This is a genomic window from Pseudoxanthomonas sp. z9, from assembly GCF_006542425.1.
Classification (GTDB): domain Bacteria; phylum Pseudomonadota; class Gammaproteobacteria; order Xanthomonadales; family Xanthomonadaceae; genus Pseudoxanthomonas_A.
Genome location: NZ_VFID01000012.1, coordinates 94,392 through 113,388 on the forward strand (window position 1 = coordinate 94,392; position 18,997 = coordinate 113,388).

Annotated in this window: 23 protein-coding genes; 8 read left to right on the forward strand and 15 right to left on the reverse strand. The window is 68.1% G+C overall.

The features are described from left to right. Positions 1–35: 35 nt before the first annotated feature. Complete coding sequence (locus FG323_RS14440) at positions 36–1,235, forward strand: D-alanyl-D-alanine carboxypeptidase family protein (RefSeq protein ID WP_141455411.1); 1,200 nt, start codon at positions 36–38, stop codon at positions 1,233–1,235. Positions 1,236–1,313: 78 nt separating this feature from the next. On the opposite strand, the gene FG323_RS14445 is transcribed toward FG323_RS14440, so the two are convergent. Next, complete coding sequence (locus FG323_RS14445; RefSeq protein ID WP_141455412.1) at positions 1,314–1,772, reverse strand: helix-turn-helix domain-containing protein; 459 nt, start codon at positions 1,770–1,772, stop codon at positions 1,314–1,316. A gap of 71 nt (positions 1,773–1,843) precedes the next feature. On the opposite strand from FG323_RS14445, the gene FG323_RS14450 reads away from it, so the two are divergent. From FG323_RS14450 to FG323_RS14465, 4 genes are all read left to right on the forward strand, one after another. Next, complete coding sequence (locus tag FG323_RS14450; protein WP_141455413.1) at positions 1,844–2,695, forward strand: methyltransferase domain-containing protein; 852 nt, start codon at positions 1,844–1,846, stop codon at positions 2,693–2,695. Next, positions 2,695–3,189, forward strand: a complete 495-nt coding sequence (locus FG323_RS14455; RefSeq protein ID WP_141455414.1) for a DUF2938 domain-containing protein — start codon at positions 2,695–2,697, stop codon at positions 3,187–3,189. The genes FG323_RS14450 and FG323_RS14455 overlap by 1 nt, the downstream gene beginning before the upstream one ends. Positions 3,190–3,339: 150 nt before the next feature. After that, positions 3,340–4,029 carry a hypothetical protein gene (locus FG323_RS14460; protein ID WP_141455415.1) on the forward strand — a complete coding sequence of 230 codons (690 nt, stop codon included), beginning with the start codon at positions 3,340–3,342 and terminating at the stop codon, positions 4,027–4,029. 68 nt (positions 4,030–4,097) lie between these two features. Continuing rightward, positions 4,098–5,027, forward strand: coding sequence for a DUF2268 domain-containing putative Zn-dependent protease (locus tag FG323_RS14465; RefSeq protein ID WP_141455416.1), 930 nt, complete (start codon positions 4,098–4,100; stop codon positions 5,025–5,027). On the opposite strand, the gene FG323_RS14470 is transcribed toward FG323_RS14465, so the two are convergent. The 9 genes from FG323_RS14470 to FG323_RS14510 all read right to left on the reverse strand — a co-directional run bounded on the left by FG323_RS14470 (position 5,024) and on the right by FG323_RS14510 (position 13,166). Next, positions 5,024–5,737 (reverse strand): ankyrin repeat domain-containing protein, encoded by a 714-nt coding sequence (locus tag FG323_RS14470; protein WP_141455417.1) that lies wholly within the window; start codon positions 5,735–5,737, stop codon positions 5,024–5,026. The genes FG323_RS14465 and FG323_RS14470 overlap by 4 nt on opposite strands. A 99-nt stretch (positions 5,738–5,836) precedes the next feature. Then, positions 5,837–6,397 (reverse strand): hypothetical protein, encoded by a 561-nt coding sequence (locus tag FG323_RS14475; protein ID WP_141455418.1) that lies wholly within the window; start codon positions 6,395–6,397, stop codon positions 5,837–5,839. 165 nt (positions 6,398–6,562) lie between these two features. Next, complete coding sequence (locus FG323_RS14480) at positions 6,563–8,659, reverse strand: pyrroloquinoline quinone-dependent dehydrogenase (RefSeq protein WP_141455419.1); 2,097 nt, start codon at positions 8,657–8,659, stop codon at positions 6,563–6,565. Between the two features lie 177 nt (positions 8,660–8,836). Then, the gene (locus tag FG323_RS14485; protein WP_141455420.1) at positions 8,837–9,520 is read right to left on the reverse strand and encodes a class I SAM-dependent methyltransferase; all 684 of its coding nucleotides are present in this window, start codon (positions 9,518–9,520) and stop codon (positions 8,837–8,839) included. A gap of 34 nt (positions 9,521–9,554) precedes the next feature. Beyond that, positions 9,555–10,829, reverse strand: a complete 1,275-nt coding sequence (locus tag FG323_RS14490; protein ID WP_141455421.1) for an MFS transporter — start codon at positions 10,827–10,829, stop codon at positions 9,555–9,557. Between the two features lie 46 nt (positions 10,830–10,875). Further along, positions 10,876–11,691 (reverse strand): siderophore-interacting protein, encoded by an 816-nt coding sequence (locus tag FG323_RS14495; RefSeq protein WP_141455422.1) that lies wholly within the window; start codon positions 11,689–11,691, stop codon positions 10,876–10,878. Between the two features lie 65 nt (positions 11,692–11,756). Next, positions 11,757–12,458 (reverse strand): PadR family transcriptional regulator, encoded by a 702-nt coding sequence (locus FG323_RS14500; RefSeq protein WP_141455423.1) that lies wholly within the window; start codon positions 12,456–12,458, stop codon positions 11,757–11,759. 134 nt (positions 12,459–12,592) lie between these two features. Next, a complete protein-coding gene (locus FG323_RS14505) occupies positions 12,593–12,826 on the reverse strand; it encodes a hypothetical protein (protein ID WP_141455424.1) in 234 nt (77 codons plus the stop codon). Positions 12,827–12,911: 85 nt separating this feature from the next. Then, the gene (locus FG323_RS14510; protein WP_141455425.1) at positions 12,912–13,166 is read right to left on the reverse strand and encodes a hypothetical protein; all 255 of its coding nucleotides are present in this window, start codon (positions 13,164–13,166) and stop codon (positions 12,912–12,914) included. Between the two features lie 255 nt (positions 13,167–13,421). On the opposite strand from FG323_RS14510, the gene FG323_RS14515 reads away from it, so the two are divergent. The 3 genes from FG323_RS14515 (at position 13,422) to FG323_RS14525 (ending at position 14,587) form a co-directional block, all read left to right on the forward strand. Next, positions 13,422–13,850, forward strand: a complete 429-nt coding sequence (locus FG323_RS14515; protein WP_220094192.1) for a helix-turn-helix transcriptional regulator — start codon at positions 13,422–13,424, stop codon at positions 13,848–13,850. Further along, positions 13,847–14,263 carry a VOC family protein gene (locus FG323_RS14520; protein WP_141455427.1) on the forward strand — a complete coding sequence of 139 codons (417 nt, stop codon included), beginning with the start codon at positions 13,847–13,849 and terminating at the stop codon, positions 14,261–14,263. Before FG323_RS14515 ends, FG323_RS14520 begins: the two co-directional genes overlap by 4 nt. 108 nt (positions 14,264–14,371) lie before the next feature. Next, the gene (locus FG323_RS14525) at positions 14,372–14,587 is read left to right on the forward strand and encodes a hypothetical protein (RefSeq protein ID WP_220094179.1); all 216 of its coding nucleotides are present in this window, start codon (positions 14,372–14,374) and stop codon (positions 14,585–14,587) included. 9 nt (positions 14,588–14,596) lie between these two features. Here the strand turns inward: FG323_RS14525 and FG323_RS14530 are convergent, their stop codons facing one another. From FG323_RS14530 to FG323_RS14550, 5 genes are all read right to left on the reverse strand, one after another. Then, on the reverse strand, positions 14,597–15,232 hold the full coding sequence (locus tag FG323_RS14530) for a hypothetical protein (RefSeq protein ID WP_141455428.1): 636 nt from the start codon (positions 15,230–15,232) through the stop codon (positions 14,597–14,599). A gap of 22 nt (positions 15,233–15,254) precedes the next feature. Next, a complete protein-coding gene (locus FG323_RS14535; RefSeq protein ID WP_141455429.1) occupies positions 15,255–16,019 on the reverse strand; it encodes a DUF899 domain-containing protein in 765 nt (254 codons plus the stop codon). 528 nt (positions 16,020–16,547) lie between these two features. After that, complete coding sequence (locus tag FG323_RS14540; RefSeq protein ID WP_141455430.1) at positions 16,548–17,213, reverse strand: PQQ-binding-like beta-propeller repeat protein; 666 nt, start codon at positions 17,211–17,213, stop codon at positions 16,548–16,550. A gap of 48 nt (positions 17,214–17,261) precedes the next feature. Continuing rightward, the gene (locus tag FG323_RS14545) at positions 17,262–18,482 is read right to left on the reverse strand and encodes a helix-turn-helix domain-containing protein (RefSeq protein ID WP_141455431.1); all 1,221 of its coding nucleotides are present in this window, start codon (positions 18,480–18,482) and stop codon (positions 17,262–17,264) included. 102 nt (positions 18,483–18,584) lie between these two features. Further along, positions 18,585–18,977 (reverse strand): DUF6165 family protein, encoded by a 393-nt coding sequence (locus tag FG323_RS14550; RefSeq protein WP_141455432.1) that lies wholly within the window; start codon positions 18,975–18,977, stop codon positions 18,585–18,587. Between the last annotated feature and the right edge of the window lie 20 nt (positions 18,978–18,997).

Consider the following 18,997-nt stretch of genomic DNA (forward strand, 5'->3'; position numbering starts at 1 on the left):
AACGGGCCTCGCGCCCAGTCAGGAGTTCGCAGCAGATGAAGTTCCGTTTCGCCCTGGCCGCTCTGGCCACCGCCGCCTTCGGCGCGGCGATCGCGCAGACCCCGGCACCGCAGCCGGCGCCCGTCGCCCCGCCGGCCGAATCCGTCGCCATCCCGCCGCCGCCCAAGCCGGTCGGCACCGCCTGGGTGCTGATGGACTACATCACCGGCCAGGTGCTGGCGGGCGAAAACTACGACCAGCGCGTCGAGCCGGCCAGCATCACCAAGGTGATGACCTCCTACGTGCTGGCGGCCGAGCAGAAGAACGGCAAGATCCGTCCCGAAGACCAGGTGATGATGAGCGAGCGCGCCTGGCGCGAGGGCGGCGCCGGCACCGACGGCAGCTACAGCGGCTTCGCGGTCAACAAGACCGCGCCGTTGCTGGACATGGAAAAGGGCATGGCCGTGCAGTCGGGCAACGACGCCGCCATCGCGCTGGCCGAACACGCCGCCGGCAGCCAGGAAGCCTTCGCGTCGCTGATGAACAACTATGCCGCCAAGATCGGCATGAAGGGCTCGCACTTCGTCAACGCCCACGGCCTGTCCGCGCCGGAACACTATTCCACCGCCTACGATCTGGCCCTGCTGGGCCGCGCGCTGATCCGCGACTATCCGGAAACCTACGCGTTCAACAAGATCAAGGAATTCACCGTCGGCACCATCACCCAGCCCAACCGCAACCTGCTGTTGTGGCGCGACGGCAGCGTGGACGGCATCAAGACCGGTCACCATTCCGGCGCCGGCTACTGCCTGATGAGCTCGGCCAAGCGCGGCGACCAGCGCCTGATCGCGGTGGTGATGGGTTCGACTTCCGAGAAGCAGCGCGCCGACGACAGTCTGGCGCTGCTCAACTGGGGTTTCCGCTTCTATGAAACCCACCGTCTGTACGAGCCGGGCAAGGTCATCGCCAGCCAGCGCGTGTGGAAAGGCCAGGCCAAGGAAGTCCAGCTGGGCGTGGCCCAGCCGATGCTGGTCAGCGTGCCGCGCGGTCGCTATGGCGACCTGAAGCCGAGCATGAACGTGCCCAAGACCCTGGTCGCGCCGATCGCGAAGGGCCAGGCCATCGGCGACGTGAAGGTCACCCTGGATGGCAAGGTCGTCGCCCAGGCGCCGCTGGTGGCGGTCAACGCGGTCGAGGAAGCCGGCTTCTTCAAGCGCCTGTGGGATGCGTTCTGGATGTGGTGGGAGTCGGACTGAGTTCCGCGGCCAACACGGAATGAAGACGAAGCCGGCGCAAGCCGGCTTCGTCGTTTTCGCGTCTTCGATTTCGATGCGTCATCGAGAGTTCGGGACTCGCGCGCGCGACGGGCTTTTTCTCGCTTGCCCGCGGGGCGCGGCAAGCACACGCATTGACGCTGCCTTGAGAATCCGCCGGAAGGTCGGGCACTCCATATGGCTGGGTGCGCGGCAAGCGGCGGCGTGGCGCAGGCCGTCGCGCATGGCGCCGAGCTGGCGGAGGGTGCGGTCCAGTTCGGCGCTCTTGTCCAGCAGCATCTGCCGATCGATGCGTGGCTGGCCGTCGGCGCCGAACATCCCGGCCATCTCGTCCAGCGAAAAGCCGGCGGCGCGACCCAGCGCGATCAGCGCGAGCTGATCCAGTACCCGGGCGTCGAACACGCGCCGCAACCCGTGCCGACCGATGGCGCGGATCAGGCCCTTTTCCTCGTAGTACCGTAGGGTCGAAGCGGGTACGCCGGTACGCTCGGCCACCTGGCCGATATCCAGTTCCTGCATGGGCTTGACTTCAAGTCGACTTGAAGTTGCAGAGTGCGCTTCCCCTTTCCCCGGCGCAAGCGGTACGAACCATGGAAACGAAGACAGTCGCGGACGAGCAGGCCAGGCTCTGGAACGGCGTGAGTGGCCAGGCGTGGGTAGACCAGCAGGTCCTGCTGGACTCGATGCTCGAACCTTTCATCGCCGTCCTGCGGGATGCGCTCGACGAACTGCCCGCAGCGCGGGTGCTGGATGTCGGCTGCGGCACCGGCGCCACCACCCTGGCGATGGCGCGCGCGCTGGCGGGACAGGGCGAGTGCGTGGGCGTCGATATCTCCGCGCCGATGCTCGCGCTGGCCCGCGAGCGGGCGCGGCGGGAAGAACTGGACGTGGCGTTCGTGCAGGCCGATGCGCAGGTGCATGCGTTCACGCCGGAACACTTCGATCGGATCATCTCGCGCTTCGGCGTGATGTTCTTTGCCGATCCGGTAGCGGCTTTCCGCAACCTCCATCGGTGCGCGAAGCCAGACGCACGGCTGCGTTTCGTTGCCTGGCGCGGTCCTGCGGACAATCCGTTCATGACCACCGCCGAGCGCGCGGCGGCGCCATGGATCGCGTTGCCCGAGCGACGCGCGGACGGGCCAGGCCAATTCGCCTTCGCCGATCCGCGGCGGATCCGGGAGGTCCTGGAACAGGCAGGCTGGCGCGACATCGACATCCGCCCGCGCGATCTGGCCTGTTCGCTGCCCGAATCCAGCCTCGTTTCCTACGTCACCCGCCTGGGACAGGTGGGACTGGTGCTGCAGGAAGCGGATGCCGATACGCGCGCGCGGGTCATCGGCGCCATGCGCGCCGCGTTCGTACCGTACGTGCACGACGCGGAAGTCCGCTTCACCGCAGCCTGCTGGCAGGTCGATGCGCGCGCGGGAAGCGTGTCGCCGTGATGCCGTGTTCCGGACTGGCCGCGCATGCGATCGCGATAGGACTCGGCGCAACCGCCGTGATGGACGCGTGGGTCTGGCTACGCCGACGCTGGCTGGGTGTGCCGGCGTTGAACTACGCGTGGGTGGGACGCTGGGTGGCGCATCTGCCGCGCGGTCGATTCCGCCACGCGCCGATCGCCGCCACGCCGCCGGTGGCGGGCGAGCATGCAATCGGGATCATCGTGCACCTGCTGACCGGCATCGCCTTCGCCGGCATCCTGCTTGCCCTGTGGGGCATGCCATGGGTCCGCCAACCTACGCTCGCACCCGCCCTGATCGTGGGCATCGGCAGCGTGGCCGCGCCTTTCCTGTTGATGCAGCCAGGGATGGGCGCAGGGGTCGCTGCGCGTAACACACCCCATCCCACCAGGGCTCGCCTGCACAGTCTGCTGACGCATGCGGTATTCGGCGTCGGCCTTTACCTGACCGCATGGATCCTCGCCGTGATCCCATGAACGAACACGGACGCTCGTCCATCGCGCCATCCGGCTGGCGAGCCCGGCCATCATTGGCGGGAAGACCCGGCGACTTCCGGCACATGCAGGTGCCTTCCGTCATCGCGAGGATGCGGACCTGCTCCTTCTTCCACCCGTGGAGGTTTGCACGTGAATCGCCATCCTTCGGTTGCCCGGCGATGCGCCCGGTATTTCCTGCCGGCCACGTCCGGACTGATGCTGATCGTGGCGTTGGCCGCGGGCGCCGGCGCGGTCGAGCCGCGTCTTCATGCGGATGGCGCCATCGTGCAATCATTCGAACCGCCGGCACGGATCGAGGTACCGGCTTCGGCCGAATATCTGGGCAATCGGCGCTGGGTGCTCTACGGATACGCCGACTGCGATCTGCACGTCTATGTGCAGAAGGACGCGCAGGGCATGGTGGAGCGGCTGTACTGGATCCAGTCGGAGGCCTATGTCCCCAGCCGCCCTGAGCTGACCCATGCCGGCGGCTATGACAAGTCCCGGGCAATGACGGTGGGCGGCCTGGATTTCCATCTGGATACCTGGGGCCGTGCGTTGAGCGACAAGGCACCCGTCGATTCGGACCTGGAACAGGTCGAACAACTCGTCGCGGCCGCGAAGCTGCGGTTGCCGGACCACATGGCCTTCGTCCGCCTGGTACATCTCCCGGATGCCGCGCAGCGCAAGGAACTGATGCTCATCTACGCCGAGCGCGCGACCACGGATGCCACGCCCGACGATGGGGTGATCGCACGCATGCGGGAAGCCATGATCATCGAGCGCTCGTCGAAGGACTGGAAACCGAAACCGGTCGCGGCATGGCGACGGTCATCATGACCAACGACCATTGCCCCGGCACCGGCTTGCTCCGTAGCGTGGCGTCATTCCCCCCGGAGTGATGGAACATGCGCGTTGCATTCAAGGCGATGGTGATGTGCGTGGCGCTGGCGGGCACGGCGCCGCAAGCGGGTGCGACCGATGCGCCGAGAGCCGGTGAACCGGCCATCGACATCAGCGATGTCGATCGCTTCTACCAACTGTACGAGCGAACCCGGGGACAACCGACCGCCGAGCAGTTGCAGCGGGACTACCTGGATGGCGGTTCCGCCGGATTGCACCAGTTCGCCAAGGTGCGCCGGATTACCGGCGAGGCCATCGCCGCCAACCTGGCCAAGCATCCGCAGGCCTACGTGGACGCCAAGCGCTGCATGGCGGTGCTGCCCAATACCCGCACACGCTTGAAGGCATCGTTGCAGAAGCTGGTGGAACTGTATCCCGAGGCGCGCCTGCCCCCGGTCACGATCACGGTGGGCCGGGGCAAGCCGGTCGGCACCGCCAGCGCCGATACCGGCGTGCAGATCGGCCTGGAAGCGCTGTGCGCGACCGAATGGCTCAATCCGGACGTGGAGGATCGGTTCGTCCACGTGCTCGCGCACGAGTACATCCACGTCCAGCAGGTGCCGGCGTTCGTGGAAACCGAGCAGGCCACGGTGCTGGAGAGCGCGCTGATGGAGGGCGCCGCCGAATTCGTCGGCGAGCTGATCTCGGGCGAAGTGGCCTACCTGCACCTGAAGCACAATACGAAGGGCCAGGAGAAGGCCATCGAGACCAAATTCCAGGCGGACATGGACAAACGCGATCTGTCCGACTGGATCTACAACAGCAAGCCGGGCAATCCGGGCGATCTGGGCTATTGGGTGGGCTACCGGATCGTGAAGGCCTATTACCAGAACGCCAGCGACAAGCGCCAGGCGCTGCGCGAGATCATTGGCCTGCAGGACGCCAGGCAGTTCCTGGCGCGCAGCGGTTGGCAGCCGGGGGTGGAATTGCGCTAGCGGCGCTCCAGGTGGGGCTTGCCCACGCCCATCACGCCCCAGCCGGTGCCATGGTCGTAGGTGGAATTGCGCGCAGGATGGATGAAATGATCGCCGAAGCAGAGCTTGCGCAGGATGGCGTCGGGGCGCAGGTGCCAGCTCGCCCAGGCCAGCGGTGAATCGCCATTCCGGTCGCGGGCGTCGGTGCGCGCACCCGCCGCCAGCAGCAAGTCGATAACGCGTTCGCTGCCGAAGGCGGCGGCGCGATGCAGGGGCGTTTCCCCCTGGGTGCGGACATCGCGCATGAAGCTGCCGGTTTCGACGCCGGGCAGGGTGGCGCAATCGGGATTGGCACCGGCGACCAGCAGCATTTCAACGATGGCGTCGTAAGCGGGGCGATTGGCCTTGCACAGGGCCAGATGCAGCGGCGATTCTCCGGTATCGGGCAGGACATGGTTCGGGTTGGCGCCCTGTTCGATCAGGAACTGGCACAGCGGCCAATGGCCATGGAAGACCGCATCGCCCAGGCCGAGGTTGTCGCCCAGCGATGCAAGCGTTTCACCGTTGGCGAGCAGGAGGCGGATGGCGCTGACGTCGCCGTAATACGCGCACCATTGGATCAGCCGGGTGCCGTGGGCATCCGCGGCGGTGGCGGCGTGGCCGTCGTCGAGATGCTCGAACACCAGATCGGTGCGCCCATCGCGGATGCGTTCGAAGCGGTCACTGTTCATGGGACGCTACCTGGGCTGCGGTCCGATGGCCGGATTCTGCCATCGGAACCGATGCGCTCCCGCCGCCGTTCGTCCGACATCCGCCGGATGCGCACGGCTTCAGGACAAACCGCGTGCCCCGAGCCGTGCCGAGGCATGGAACAACCCCGCCGACACCAACCACAGGCCGGTGAACACCACCGTCGCCGGCCACGGATGATCCATGCCGGAGAACTGGGCGACCAGCCCGACCGCCGCCTGGGCGATGGCGGTGGCGGTGACCGCGGCGGCCATGCCGCGCGGGCGGAAGCGCGCAATGAGCGCGCCGGCCACCCCGATCGCCAGCACGCCGGCGTACCAGAGGTTGTAGGGGTTGGCCTCGCCGCCGACGAATCCAACCGCCAGGTTCGCCCACACCAGCAGGAACGCGGTGCCGACCGCGAGCAGCGCGCCCGCGCGGTACCGCCAGTTGCCGCCCTTGCGCATCGCCACGTCGCAGGCGCCGCAGGAGACCGCGAGCATGCCGCCGAACACGACGAAATCCGATGGCGTCCAGTTCACCTCGTCGGTGAACTGCATGGCGATCAACGGCAGCGACAGCAGGCAGGCCGCGCCGCCCCACATCAACAGGCGCCAGCCGGCGAAATGCGGTTCACGGGGGCGTCGTGCGTCTGTGGTCATGAGCTTGTCTCCTTCCCGAGGCGGCCCAGCGTGCCGGCCGGACATGAAGAAAGCAGGGCGGCTGTGTGAAGTGGAAATGAAAACACATCGATACGTTCCAGATGGAGCGAAGCCCCCGCCAGGTCCAGGTACGCCGGCCCGGCGGTTGGCGCCGCTGAAGCGGCGTCATGCGGCGTGTTCACGCTGGTGCCTGCGTCGCCGCCAGTATCGCCACAGGGCGACCACGCCCCCCAGCAACGCGAGCGCGGCGGTCGCGAGTACCGTCATGCGGACCGCTACACCATGCTGGAACACCACTTCCTCGCCCTCGCCATCCAGCGTGTAGGCGATGACGTAGTCGCCCATCGGGCCCAGGCCTTCCCGCCCGCCCGCCGCGATCACCACGTACTGCCGCCCTTTCACTGCGTAGATCGATGGCGTGGCCTGTCCGCCGGCCGGCAGCTTGGCGTCCCACAGGATTTCGCCGGTCTTGCTGTCCAGTGCGCGGAAGCGCGCGTCGGCGGAGGCGCCGATGAAGGTCACGCCGCTGGCCGTGGTGATCGCGCCGCCGAGCACCGGCATGCCGATGTTCAAGGGCAGCCACGGCAGTTCTTCTTCCAGCGTGCCCAGCGGACGTTCCCACAGCACCTTGCGCGCGCGCAGATCCACCGCGACCACGCGTCCCCACGGCGGCTTGACGCAGGGCGTTCCCTTCGCCGAGGCCAGCACGCCGCGGCGCATGCCGTAGCGTGTGCCATCCATGCTGTTGAACTCCTGCTCGGGATAGGCGTCGTCCTTGTCCCAGTCGAATGCCTGGCGCGGAATCAGCGCCACCTGCATCGGCAGGTCCGACACCGGCAGGATGGCGATCTGGCGCTGCGCATCGATCGCGACGCCGCCCCAGTTCACCCCGCCGGCCCAGCCGGGCAGGGCGATGGTGCCGCGCACGCTGGGCGGGGTGAAGATGCCTTCCGAGCGCAGGCGTGCGATCTGTTGCGCGCAGTCGCGTCGCTCGCCGGGCGTCGGACCCCACGCATCCTCGGGCGTGAGCGGCGCATGGCGCGCCAGGCGCAGCGAGGGTTCCGGCATCGGCTGGGTCGGCCAGGCCTGCTCGCCGGGCACGTCCGAGGCGGGCACCGGCACTTCACTGATCGGGAACACCGGTTCGCCGGTGCGCCGATCGAAGGCGAACAGGAAACCGGTCTTGGTCGCCTGCAGTACCGCCTCGCGTGGACCCTGCGCGGTCTGCACGGTGGCCAGGGCCGGTTGCGAGGCCAGGTCGTAATCCCACAGATCGTGATGCACCAGCTGCTGTGCCCATACGCGCCGGCCGCTGCGCAGATCCAGCGCCACCAGCGAATTGGCGTCGCGGTTTTCGCCCAGGCGCTCGCCGCCGTTGTAGTCCGGACTGGCCGAACCGGTCGGCACGTAGACCAGACCCAGCGCCGGATCCACCGACAGCGGCGCCCAGGCATTGGCCGCGCCCACGGTGCGCGCCTGCTCGGGCTGCCAGCCGCGTGCGGCGGCTTCGGCGGGATCGCGCGGCACGGGATCCCAGCGCCACAGTTCGCGGCCACTGCGCGCGTCGTAACCGCGCACCACGCCTTCCTCCAGCGCATGCGCGCGGTTGTCGCCGACCGAGCTGCCGACCACCAGCACGCCGTTGGCGATCACCGGTGGCGAGGTCACCGCGTAGTTGCGCCATTCACTGGCGGGTTCGTCGTGCAGGGTGATGCCGGCGCGCAGATCGATCGTGCCCCGGGCGCCGAACCCGGCACACGGCCGGCCGTTGGCGGCATCGAGCGCGATCAGGCGCGCGTCCAGGGTGCCGAACACGATGCGCTCGCGACAGGCCGCGCCTTCGCCGGCGTCCGGATCGCGCCAGTAGCTCACCCCGCGCGAGGCCGGGTCGCTGTAGCGCTTGTTGCGGGCGACCTTCGCATTGAACGACCACAGTTCGCGACCGCTGGCCGCGTCCAGCGCGAAAGCGACGCCGGTGCCGGTATTGAGGTACATGCGCCCGTCCACCACCAGCGGATTGGCCTCGAACCGCCGCCGCTCGGGATCGGGCAGGCCCGCGCCCAGTTCGCCGGTGCGGAACGACCAGGCGATGCGCAGCCGGCCGACGTTGGCCGGGGTGATCTGGGTGAGTGGTGAATGCTGGCCACCGCCCGGGGCGCCGCCGTAACTGGACCAGTCGTCCGCATCCGCCGCCCGGGTGCCCGCACCCGCCAATGCCAGGACTACGCCGCCCACCCATCCGTACCACGCCTTGCCCGTCATTGGTCTTCGCTCCCGTGTCGTTGCGGGCGGAGTGTGCGCGCAACGGCGCCGGGCGGGTGGTGGAAGGGATGGATCGCGGGCCGCGGGGACGAATGGCGGGAGGCCGGGGCCGAACCGCGCCGACATGTCCTCAGCAAGACGCCAGTCAGCGCCGGCTGACTGGGAGCGGGACGCTGGTCAGGCGTACGCCACCCAGCCTCGAAAGGTGAATCCGACGTGGAACAGTTCGATGCCGGTGAAGCCGGCGTCGGCCAGGAGCGCTTCGTCCTCGGCCGGCGCGAGCAGATGCAGGTGCCGATCGATGGCGTCGCGCCCCGCCGCGGCCTGCGCCGGCTCGATGCCGGACGCGATCGCGAAGGCGGCGTAGCGCGACAGCCAGCGCGCGCGTTGATTCCCGTGCTGCGGAAAACTGGCGTGGGCGACCACGAACGGCGCGCCCGGCCGCAGCCTGCGCCGGACTTCGCGCAGGGTCCGCAGGCGTTCCCCGGCGGGCAGGAAATGCAGGGTCAGCAGGCAGGCGCCCGCGTCGAAGGGATCGGTGGGCGCGTCGTCGATGGTGCCGGTAACCCATTGCGTGCGCGCCGCCAAGGGTCCCAGCGTCCGCGCGGCCAGATCCAGCATGGCCTGCGCTGGATCCACGCCGGTGAAGGTCCAGCCCGGATGCGCCTGGGCGAATGCTTTCAATTCCAGCCCGCCACCGGCGCCGAGCACCAGCACCCGTGCATCGGCGGGGGCGCGCTCGGCCAGCAGGATCGTGACCATGCGTTGCAGGGCGGCGAATCCGGGCACCAGCCGCGGCGGGCCTTCGGCGTAGCGCGCCACCGCGGCGGCGTCGGAAAACGCGGAGGAGGGTTCGGTCATGCGGAAATTTCCCCGAGCGACGGTGACTGCAACCTCAGCCTTCGCCCTGCGCGAGGGCTTCCGGCTCCGGCTCGGTGATGACGGCACCCGCCTTGGGCCGATCGCCGTCGGCGCTCACCCGTCCCACCCACCACACCGCGAGCAGCGACAGCGCCACCGCCGCCCAGCCCGCGGTGCCGTAGCCACTGATCGGGCCGGCGGGCGTCGGCGAGGACAGCATCAGTCCGCCCAGCCAGGCGCCGCAGCCGGTGCCCAGCGCCTGCACCGCGCTGTTGGCGCTGAGGAACGCACCGCGCTCGGCCGGCGCCGGCACCGTGGTCAGCAGCGCCTGCATCGGAATCATGCGGCCGGACATCAGCACCATGAAGAACGGGAAGAACGCCAGCAACGCGATGAAGCCGACGTGCGGCAGGTGGGTGACGAACAGCATCGGCGCCAGCGACAGCAGCACGGCGATGCGGAACAGCCGATGCTTGCCGTGGCGATCCGCCAGCCGGCCGATCGCGCGCGAGGTGAAGAAGGTGGCCACGCCGCCGGCCATGTACAGCCACGACAGCTGATCCGGATGGATGCCGTGGTTCGCCACCAGGGTTGGCGACATGAACGGAATCACCAGCATCGACGCCACCATCAGCAGCAGCGTCAGCACGAACGCATTGAGATAACGGGCCTGGGTGAACAACCCGAACAGGTTCGGCAGTGCCTGCTTCCATGGGATCTGCTGGCGCGCGAGATGCTGATCCAGCGGCGGCAGCACCCGCCAGCCGACCGCCCAGATCAGCGCCGACAGGCCGACCAGCAGCCAGAACGGCGCGGCCCAGTTGAAATGCGCGCCCAGCAGCACGCCGGCCGGCACGCCCAGCACCGAGGCCAGCGAGAACGCCATCATCACCGTGCCGGTGGCCGCGCCTCGGCGCGGACCGGGAATCACGTCGGCGATGATCGCCATCACGATCGAGCCGAGCACACCGCCGCTGATGCCGGCCAACGCGCGCGAAGCCAGCAGGAGCGCGTAGCTGTCCGCCATCGCGCAGGCCAGGTTGGACAACGCGAACAGCGCGTACACGACCAGCATCAGCTTGCGCCGGTCGAAACGATCGATATAGGTGGCCGCCAGCAGGCCGGACAGGCCTGCGCACCAGGAATAGGCCGACACCGCGGCGGCGAACGCGGCCGGGGTGATATGGAAGGCCTGCATGATCTGCGGACCCAGCGGCATCATCACCATGAAATCCATGATGAGGGTGAACTGGGTCAGCATCAGCAGCCAGAGCAGGCGTCGCTCGCGGGGAGCGCTCAACGAATACATGCAACGTCCTTGCGGTCATGACGACCGGGGCAAATGGGGGTTGGAATCAGTCTTCCAGGTTTTCGTGCACGCCCTGCGCGCCGCGTTTCCAGTAGGCGGCGGCGCGGATGCGCGATTTGTCGATGCCACGTTCGTCCACCAGATAGCGACGCACCGCGCGGATGTCGGCGGATTCGCCGGCGGCCCACACGTAGCCGTCGCCGTCGGGCAGTGCCAGCGTGCGCAGTGCCTGCAACAGCGCTGGCTCGGTGGCGTCCGCGCCGTCGCGATGGCACCACTGTACCGACAGCTCGGCATCGGTCGGCAGATCCGCCTGCGCCGAAGCGTTGGCGACCTCCAGCACGGCGATGGCGCGCGCGCCGGCGGGCAGTTCGGCCAGGCGGCGGGCGATGGCCGGCAACGCGGTGTCGTCGCCAATCAACAGATGCCAGTCGAAGCCGGTGCCGATCACCAGCGAACCACGCGGTCCGCCGACGCCCAGCCAGTCGCCCGGTTGCGCGCGCGCCGCCCAGTCGGTGGCCGGACCGGCTTCGTGCAGGGCGAACTCCAGTTCCAGTTCGCAGGCGTCGTTGTCGTAATGGCGCGGGGTGAAATCGCGCATCACCGGGCGTGGCCTGTCGTCGCGGAACTCCACGCCGTTCGGACCGAGCACGGGGAGTTCGGGACGCGTTTCACCCGGCGCGGGGAAGAACAGCTTGACGTGATCGTCGAACGAAGCGGAAACGAAATCCCGCAACGAATCACCGGTGAGGGTGACGCGGCGCAGGTGCGGGGTGACGTCGTGCACGCGCGCCACCTGCAACAGGCGCAGTTTCAGCGGATGGCGGACGCGCACGACCGCCTTGTCGGCAACTTCGGACATGGAAACCTCGTGGGGGGAGAGGTGAAACATTTCCGCCGCCCGAAGGCGGCGGAGGGGGACATCGGTTACTGGCCTTCGCCGTCCTCGATCTCGCGGGTGGCGCGCTCGAGGATGGCGGCGATGCGGCGCTGCTCGGTGGCCGATACGCCGTCGCGGCGCACCAGCGCGTGTTTCAGGGCGTGCCGCGCGCGGATCAGTTCGGGCACCCAGCCACCTTCATCGACCTCGGCCTGCGGTTCGCCGGCGAACGCGCGCCGTACCGAATCCATCTTGCGCGCGATGTGCGACAGCTTGGCGAGCATCAATTCGACCCGATCGCGGTTCGCCTCCAGATGCTCGCGGCCCGGCGCCGCGAGCGCATAGCGCTTGCGGTTGCCCTCGGCTTCCACGTCCACGTAACCCAGCTCTTCCAGGTAGGTGAGGGCGGGGTACACCATGCCCGGGCTGGGGCTGTAGAACCCGTTGGAGCGCGCCTGCAGGGCCTTGATCAGCTCATAGCCGTGGCTGGGCTGGTCCTCCAGCAGGGCCAGCAGCAGCAGTTGCAGATCGTCGGAACTGAATTTGCGGCCCCGGGTCAGGCCATCCTCGCCAAAGCCGCCGAATCCGCCCGGAAAACCGGGGCCCGGCCCGTGGCGATGACCGCCGCGGCCGCCGTGGCGCCGGCCGACGGCCTGCCAGAAGGCATGCAGGGAAAAGCCTTCGGAGAAGGGGAAATCACCGCCGCAGTCTTCGCCGCGGCGCGCGTGTCGGGGGGGATGACGGCGCATCGGACACTCCTTGATGTCATAAGATGCATCGTAAGATATATATCGTAAGAGTGTTCGTCAAGCTCTATGGACGAACCCTCCGCACGGCTCCTCAGGCTGCCCGGAGGTAGCGAGGAACCGGATATCCACCAAATCTAGAGGTTGAGCCTCGGGAACCACACGCCTTGGATCTGCATGGGGCCGGCGTTGGGTACCACGTGCGCAGGATCCAGATCCGCGAACCGGATTCCGGCGATTACCTCGACGATCTCCACACCGGGCTCCGGCAAACCCTGCCGGGCCAACAGGCGCATTGCGAGCTCCTTCGTCGGTGCCGTGACGCCATAGCCCAACCCATGGGAGGTTCGAAACCAGAATGCGATGAGCATGCGGAACGTCCGATTGAGCAATGGAGCCAAGCGACCTTTGCACCCGCCTGTCGTGCAGCGGGGCGCGGAGGGAATCATCCTGTGATCAGTCGGCCATCCCTTGCGGTGTGCCATCACGAACGATCAGCAGGATCTGCTCATCATCCGCCTGTGAATAGTGAACGAGACCGCCGAAACCGGTATCCACCAGAATGCCGATCGCAAGGTACGCCCATTCGTCCGCCGGAAAGGCAGAGGAGTATTCCGAACGGTCCAGACAAGCGACGACGCGTCCCCGATGCATGCCGGCGATCGATACCGTATCCCCGAGCCTTGCTTCCTCGCCGTCGCTGTAGTGCATGACGCCTCCCGAATGCGGTTCACTCTATCCGAAGTCTGGTTTTCCGGGCTTGTGACCCACGAAACGGCTCACGGATGAGAAGCTCCCCAAGAAGCATGGGCTGGAGTATGGTTCGCCCCGGACGCGATGGCGTGAGATCCCATGAAGGTATCCGGACCGGCCCCAAACGGCGGGCGAGATCAGAAACCCCGGCAACCACGAATCGGCAGCCCGGATCCCGAACTCCTGCGTCGCCTGCTGCGCGCCAAGGATCGGATGGATGCCGCCTCGCACGAGGAGTGGCCGGTGTCGCGGCTGGCGCGGGTGAGCCATGTATCCGAGGCGCACTTCGCGCGTTCGTTCAAGGAGGCCTTCGGCGTGCCGCCGCATCGCTACCTGCTGACCCGGCGCATCGAACGGGCCAAGACCCTGCTGCGTGATACCGAATTGCCCATCCTCGACATCGCGCTGCGGACCGGCTGGAACAGCCTGGGCACCTTCGGTCGCACCTTCCGCGACATCACCGGCGAAAGTCCGGGCGAACTGCGCGGGCGTGAAAGCGCCGCCCGCCGCCTGGCGCAGGCGATGCCGGCCTGCTATGCCAGCGCCGCGCACCGTCCTGATCTCACCATCGCAGTTTCGGAGAAGCGGCGGCGGGAGGCCGATGCTACAAAGGCGGCCCCAGAGAAACCGGAGGTCACATGAGTCAGGGTGTTGGAATGGTGGGGCTGTACGTCCGCGATCAGGACGAGGCGCTGGAGTTCTATGTCGACAAGCTGGGTTTCCGCGTGCACACCGACGTGCGCAACGGCGACTATCGCTGGCTGACCGTGCAGCACCCGGATCAGCCTTCGTTCCAGCTTGGACTGTTCAAGCCGCAGGAGCCGGTGCTTGACGCCGCCACCGCGCAGACCGCGCGCGAGATCGTCGCCAAGGGCGGCATGCCGCCGCTCATCCTCGACGTCGAGGACTGTCGTGCGGCCTACGAACGCATGCGCGGGCGCGGGGTGGAGTTCACCCAGCCGCCGGAAGAACGCTACGGCAATGTCGACGCCAACTTCCGCGATCCCTCCGGCAACGGCTGGAAGATGATCGAGTCCCGTCGCGGCAAGCACTGAATCCCGTTGGTCCCGCGCGTGGCCGGATGACCGCGCGCGGGTGCAGCAACGTCTGGCAACGTGCAAGCCCGCCCGAGGCGTCTCGGGCCAAGCCCAGAGGAAATCCCGATGAACAAGTGGATCCGTCAGTTCCACCGCTGGCTGTCGATCATCTTCACCCTGACCGTGCTCGCCAACCTTGTCGCGCTGGCGATGCAGAAGCAATCCACCTGGGTGGGGTTGATGGCGCTGTTCCCGCTGATCCTGTTGATGATCACCGGACTCTACCTGTTCGCCTTGCCCTATCTGGCGAAGTCGCGCGCCGCCCCGCAGACGGGAAGCTGAGGCGCGGTGTCATTGCGCGAGCGCCAGCAGCACGATGCCCATGGCGGCCAGCATCAGGCTCCACAGGCAGCGCAGGGTCGGGGGGCGCCAATGACGCTGGTACCTGTTCCATCCGTGGCAGGCGCCCCGCGCCAATGCGCCGGTCACCAGCAACATGGCGACCATGTGCAGCGCCATCGCCGCCAGCAATGCCGCGGATGACGAACCGGAAGCGGTGAAATCGCGCCACGGACCACGGGACAGGCACAGCGGTACGAGTGCCGGCACCAGCGCCATGCCCAGTCCGTGCGCGGTTGCCATCAGTCCGGACCACAGCGCCAGCCCGACCGCGCCCATTCTGTTCGCGGCGGGTGCGGGTGGCGCATGGCGACGCCACAGGTGATGGCAGGCCAGGACGAGCAGGACGGCTCCGGCGATGCGTGTGGCGACCACCGTCTCCACGCGCAGGCCGATCGCGAAGGCGGCGGCGATCAGCACGATCGCGGTGGCATGTCCGATACCGATCGGCCACAACGCACGCCAGGCGTGTTCGTCACGGCCGGCATGGACCGCGCCGGCCGCGGCGAACATCCAGCCATTGGCCGGATGCAGCCCATGCAGGGCACCGAGTCCGGCGATCGCCAGCCAGGGCCAGATCGTATCCATGTCGCGGCGCCGGTCTTCGCGATCAGCCGTGGCAACCGCAGGCGCTCTTGCCGCCCGCCTGCTCGTAGAGATCGTGATGGCGTACCCAGGACATGGTGTCTTCCAGGCCGGCCTCGTCGCGTCCCTTCGGGGTGAGATCGAGCAGCGGATATGTCCCCATCATCACTTCCACGCCACGACCGAAGCGCGAATAGGTATGGAAGACGGTGCCGGCGCCATCGCGATGGAACACGCTGATGCCGGGAGCTTCCGAGTGCGGGAAATACTGGTGGGCGTAGTTGTAGTCGACCGCGCCGGTGGCCATGTCCTCGGGGGTGAAGCTGACGCCGAAGTCGTAGTTGAAATCGGAACCGAACGAGGACACCCACGGGAACTGCCAGCCCATGCGCGCGCGGAAGCGCTGGATGTCAGCCAGCGGCGCGCGCGAGATCACCAGCAGGGTGGTGTCGCGCTGGGCCAGGTGCGCGCGCGCGCCGTCATGGTGGTCCGCCATGTAGGAACAACTGCGGCAACCCTGGTCGCGGCCGGGCGTGAACATGAAGTGCTGGACCAGCAACTGGTGGCGGCCGTCGAACAACTGGTCCAGCCTGCGCGGCCCGTCGACGGTGTCGAACACGTAATCCTTCTCGACCTTTACCCAGGGCAGGGCGCGGCGTTCCTCGGCGATGCGATCGCCCAGGCGGGTCAGTTCCTTCTCGCGCGCAAGCAACTGCATGCGCTCCTTCAGCCATTGTTCGCGGCTGACGATGCGGGGGGAGGTGGCGAGGGTGCGGGTAGCGAGGTTCATGATCTGCTCCTGGGGTTGTGGGTAGAGCCATCGGGGGAAGAACGGTTGGTGTGGTGCGGGTGGTGCGGGATTGATCGATCGCGTGATGGCGCGGGTGACCCCCTTCGAAGAGAGCGGAGCCGCCGGAGGTGATCGGGGGATTTGCTTTTCGCGCCAAGAGCAAATCCCCCTCGGTCCCCCTTTTTCAAAGGGGGAGGTGGAACGGTTCATCCTTCACCGGGGAACTACCCCCTCCGAAGAAGGGGGTGGGCACCGGAGGTGGCCGGGGGATTTGCTTTTCGCGCCAGGAGCAAATCCCCCTCGGTCCCCCTTTTTCAAAGGGGGAGGTGGAACGGGTCCCGGAACGGTGTTCATCCTTCACCGGGGAACTACCCCCTTCGAAGAAGGGGGTGGGCACCGAAGGTGACCGGGGGATTTGCTTTTCGCGCGAAGAGCGAAATCTCCCTCAATCCCCCTTTTTCAAAGGGGGAGGCAAGAGCGCTGAAGATAGGGGCGCGCGGGGCCTGGTTCAGTGGCCCGCGCCGCGCGTCATGCGGCGTGTCGTGGCCTGCGTATCGCGCGGACCTTGCCGCTGCCACCGCCGCCGGCGTAGAACAGATCCGCGCCGTCGGATTCCAGGCCGCTCACGTTGGTGCCGGCCGGCATCTGCAGACGTTCCAGCACTTCGCCGCTGTCGGGATCGATACGACGGATCTCGCTCTCGTCGCCTTCCCAGGTGCCGTGCCAGAGTTCGCCGTCCACCCAGGTGACGCCGGTGACAAAGCGGTTGGATTCGATGGTGCGCTGGACGGCGCCGGTGGCCGGATCGATGCGATGAATCCGGCGATCGCGGTAACGCCCGACCCACAGGCTGCCTTCGGCCCAGGTCAGTCCCGTATTCCCGCCCACGGCGGGAGCGGGAATCGTCGCCACGACCTCGCCGCTGGCCGGATCGATCTTCTCGATGCGCGAATCGACGATCTGGTACAGGTACTTGCCGTCGAAGGCGGTGCCGGCGTCGCAGGGACGCTCCAGCTTGCGCACCGCGGCGCCGCTGTCCGGATCGATGGCGACCAGGCGCTCGTTGGTGGCCGCCCAGATGCGGGTGCCGTCGTAGGTCACGCCATGCACGCCTTCGAGGTGATCGAGCGGGTACTCGCGGACGATCTCGGCGGCCTTGGCCGGGTTGGCGGATTGGGAGGGCGTGCGGGTCATGGCCTGGGTTCCTGCGTGATGCGCCGGCTGCGGCGCGATGGAGACACTCTAGCCAGCAGGCAGGGTAGCGGGGAGTAACAAGATCGTCGTGAATCCGGTCAGCGGCGGCGCCACCCAGCGGCGGGCGCGCGCACGGCCGATCGCGCGTACCCGGCCATCGGCCTCGAGCTCGGCGAGCGCGCGCTGCACGGTGCGCTGGCTGGTATCCAGCGCCAGCGCCAATGCCGAAGTGGACCAGGCCGCGCCGTCGGCGAGCAACGCCAGCAGTTCGGCCTGTCCGCTTTCTAGCGGCGGCACCAGCAGCGCCACTTCGCGTGCGTCGTGCGGAATCAGCGCAAAGCCGCGCGCGGTCGCCTCGATGCGCGCCAGCGGCGCAGCCAACGCGCGCAGGCGGCCGAGTTCCACCCGCAGGCGGGCGCGGTGGGTCTCGTCCGGAACGCGCGTGCGGAACGCCTGTTCGATCAGATGCTCGCGGCTGGCGTCGCCCGGCCAGGCTTCGGCCAGTACGCGCGCAAGTGCAAACAATACCGGCCGTCGCGCGAGCGGATACCAGGCGCCGTCCCGGCGCAGTCCGCGCCGGCAGGCATCGATGACCAGTGCACCGGAAGCGAGCAGGGTTTCCACTTCGTCCAGCCGCAGCGACTGTTCGCCTTCGGCGTGCCGGCGTCGTGCCGCGGGGCGGGCCAGCAGCGAACGCGCGTCCGCCACTTCCGCGCGCAGGGCGGGAATGCCGGCATGGAGGGCGGCTTCGTCGGCGCGTTCCAGCGCGGTGCGTGCCGCGCCGGTACGCAGTCCGCGCAGGGCCAGTTCGGCGCGGACCAACTGCGCGATCGCGGCCAGCGCCGGCGACAGCCGGCCGCGCGCCAGCACCGCCAGGGTGGCGGCGGTGGCGTCCAGGCGTCCGAGCAGCAACTGCCTGCGCGCCAGCACCAGGCGAGCCTGGCTGGCATTGACGTGATCCGCCTGCGCTTCGAGGGTGGCGACGGCGTTCTCCAGCGCGCGCGGGGTGGCGTCCAGATCCCGCATCGCCAGCGCGACTTCGGCTTCGGCCACCACGCATCGCGCGCGTGGCAGCGGTTCACGCGCGCCGAAACCGCGCGCGGCCCGGCGCAGCAGTTCGCGCGCGTGCGGATGTTCGCCCAGTTGCGCCATCGCGATGCCGCGCAGCGCCAGCGCCGGCGGATCCTCGCGCAGGGCCACGCCCTTGAGCGCGCCCAGGGCGTCGCCGGCGGCGAGGGCGCGTGCGGCAGCGGTGATCAGGGCGTCCATCGCGACAGGCTAACCCGTCGTGATGGCGGGAGCGAACAAGGACGGCGAATGCCGGCCCATCCGCGCACGCAACCGCGTGATGTGGCGGGCGGAACCGCGCGCTCAGCCCTCGGCGCGGTATTCCTTCTCTTCGATGAAGGTCGAGCCGGCCTGCTGGTTGATGGCGTTCTTCAGGCCCACGCGATGACCGTTGTGCTGGGCGACTGCGCGCGCCAGCTGGATGAAGGCATCATCGAACACCTGCGTGGCTTCCTTCTCGCGCAGCGCGTCCTGCACGTCCCACATGAGTTCGTTGGCCTGCTTCAGCTGCACCTTCAGCTCGGCCATGCTCGGATGGCGCGCGGCGATCGGCGCCCACAACGGCAGCAGATCCTGCAGTTCGGCGAGCACGTTGCGGCGCTTGCCCTCGTCGGTGATGCGCTCGGACTTGATCTCCAGGATGGTGATCTTGTCCGCCAGTTCACCGATCGACACCGGTACCCGAATCGAATCCACGTCCGTTCCTGCGTTGGGAA

Coding starts and splice junctions, on each gene's coding strand:
- FG323_RS14440 (WP_141455411.1), top strand. CDS start 36: ATGAAGTTCCGTTTCGCCCTGGCCGCTCTGGCCACCGCCGCCTTCGGC.
- FG323_RS14445 (WP_141455412.1), bottom strand. CDS start 1,772: ATGCAGGAACTGGATATCGGCCAGGTGGCCGAGCGTACCGGCGTACCC.
- FG323_RS14450 (WP_141455413.1), top strand. CDS start 1,844: ATGGAAACGAAGACAGTCGCGGACGAGCAGGCCAGGCTCTGGAACGGC.
- FG323_RS14455 (WP_141455414.1), top strand. CDS start 2,695: ATGCCGTGTTCCGGACTGGCCGCGCATGCGATCGCGATAGGACTCGGC.
- FG323_RS14465 (WP_141455416.1), top strand. CDS start 4,098: ATGCGCGTTGCATTCAAGGCGATGGTGATGTGCGTGGCGCTGGCGGGC.
- FG323_RS14470 (WP_141455417.1), bottom strand. CDS start 5,737: ATGAACAGTGACCGCTTCGAACGCATCCGCGATGGGCGCACCGATCTG.
- FG323_RS14475 (WP_141455418.1), bottom strand. CDS start 6,397: ATGACCACAGACGCACGACGCCCCCGTGAACCGCATTTCGCCGGCTGG.
- FG323_RS14480 (WP_141455419.1), bottom strand. CDS start 8,659: ATGACGGGCAAGGCGTGGTACGGATGGGTGGGCGGCGTAGTCCTGGCA.
- FG323_RS14485 (WP_141455420.1), bottom strand. CDS start 9,520: ATGACCGAACCCTCCTCCGCGTTTTCCGACGCCGCCGCGGTGGCGCGC.
- FG323_RS14490 (WP_141455421.1), bottom strand. CDS start 10,829: ATGTATTCGTTGAGCGCTCCCCGCGAGCGACGCCTGCTCTGGCTGCTG.
- FG323_RS14495 (WP_141455422.1), bottom strand. CDS start 11,691: ATGTCCGAAGTTGCCGACAAGGCGGTCGTGCGCGTCCGCCATCCGCTG.
- FG323_RS14500 (WP_141455423.1), bottom strand. CDS start 12,458: ATGCGCCGTCATCCCCCCCGACACGCGCGCCGCGGCGAAGACTGCGGC.
- FG323_RS14505 (WP_141455424.1), bottom strand. CDS start 12,826: ATGCTCATCGCATTCTGGTTTCGAACCTCCCATGGGTTGGGCTATGGC.
- FG323_RS14510 (WP_141455425.1), bottom strand. CDS start 13,166: ATGCACTACAGCGACGGCGAGGAAGCAAGGCTCGGGGATACGGTATCG.
- FG323_RS14515 (WP_220094192.1), top strand. CDS start 13,422: ATGGATGCCGCCTCGCACGAGGAGTGGCCGGTGTCGCGGCTGGCGCGG.
- FG323_RS14520 (WP_141455427.1), top strand. CDS start 13,847: ATGAGTCAGGGTGTTGGAATGGTGGGGCTGTACGTCCGCGATCAGGAC.
- FG323_RS14525 (WP_220094179.1), top strand. CDS start 14,372: ATGAACAAGTGGATCCGTCAGTTCCACCGCTGGCTGTCGATCATCTTC.
- FG323_RS14530 (WP_141455428.1), bottom strand. CDS start 15,232: ATGGATACGATCTGGCCCTGGCTGGCGATCGCCGGACTCGGTGCCCTG.
- FG323_RS14535 (WP_141455429.1), bottom strand. CDS start 16,019: ATGAACCTCGCTACCCGCACCCTCGCCACCTCCCCCCGCATCGTCAGC.
- FG323_RS14540 (WP_141455430.1), bottom strand. CDS start 17,213: ATGACCCGCACGCCCTCCCAATCCGCCAACCCGGCCAAGGCCGCCGAG.
- FG323_RS14545 (WP_141455431.1), bottom strand. CDS start 18,482: ATGGACGCCCTGATCACCGCTGCCGCACGCGCCCTCGCCGCCGGCGAC.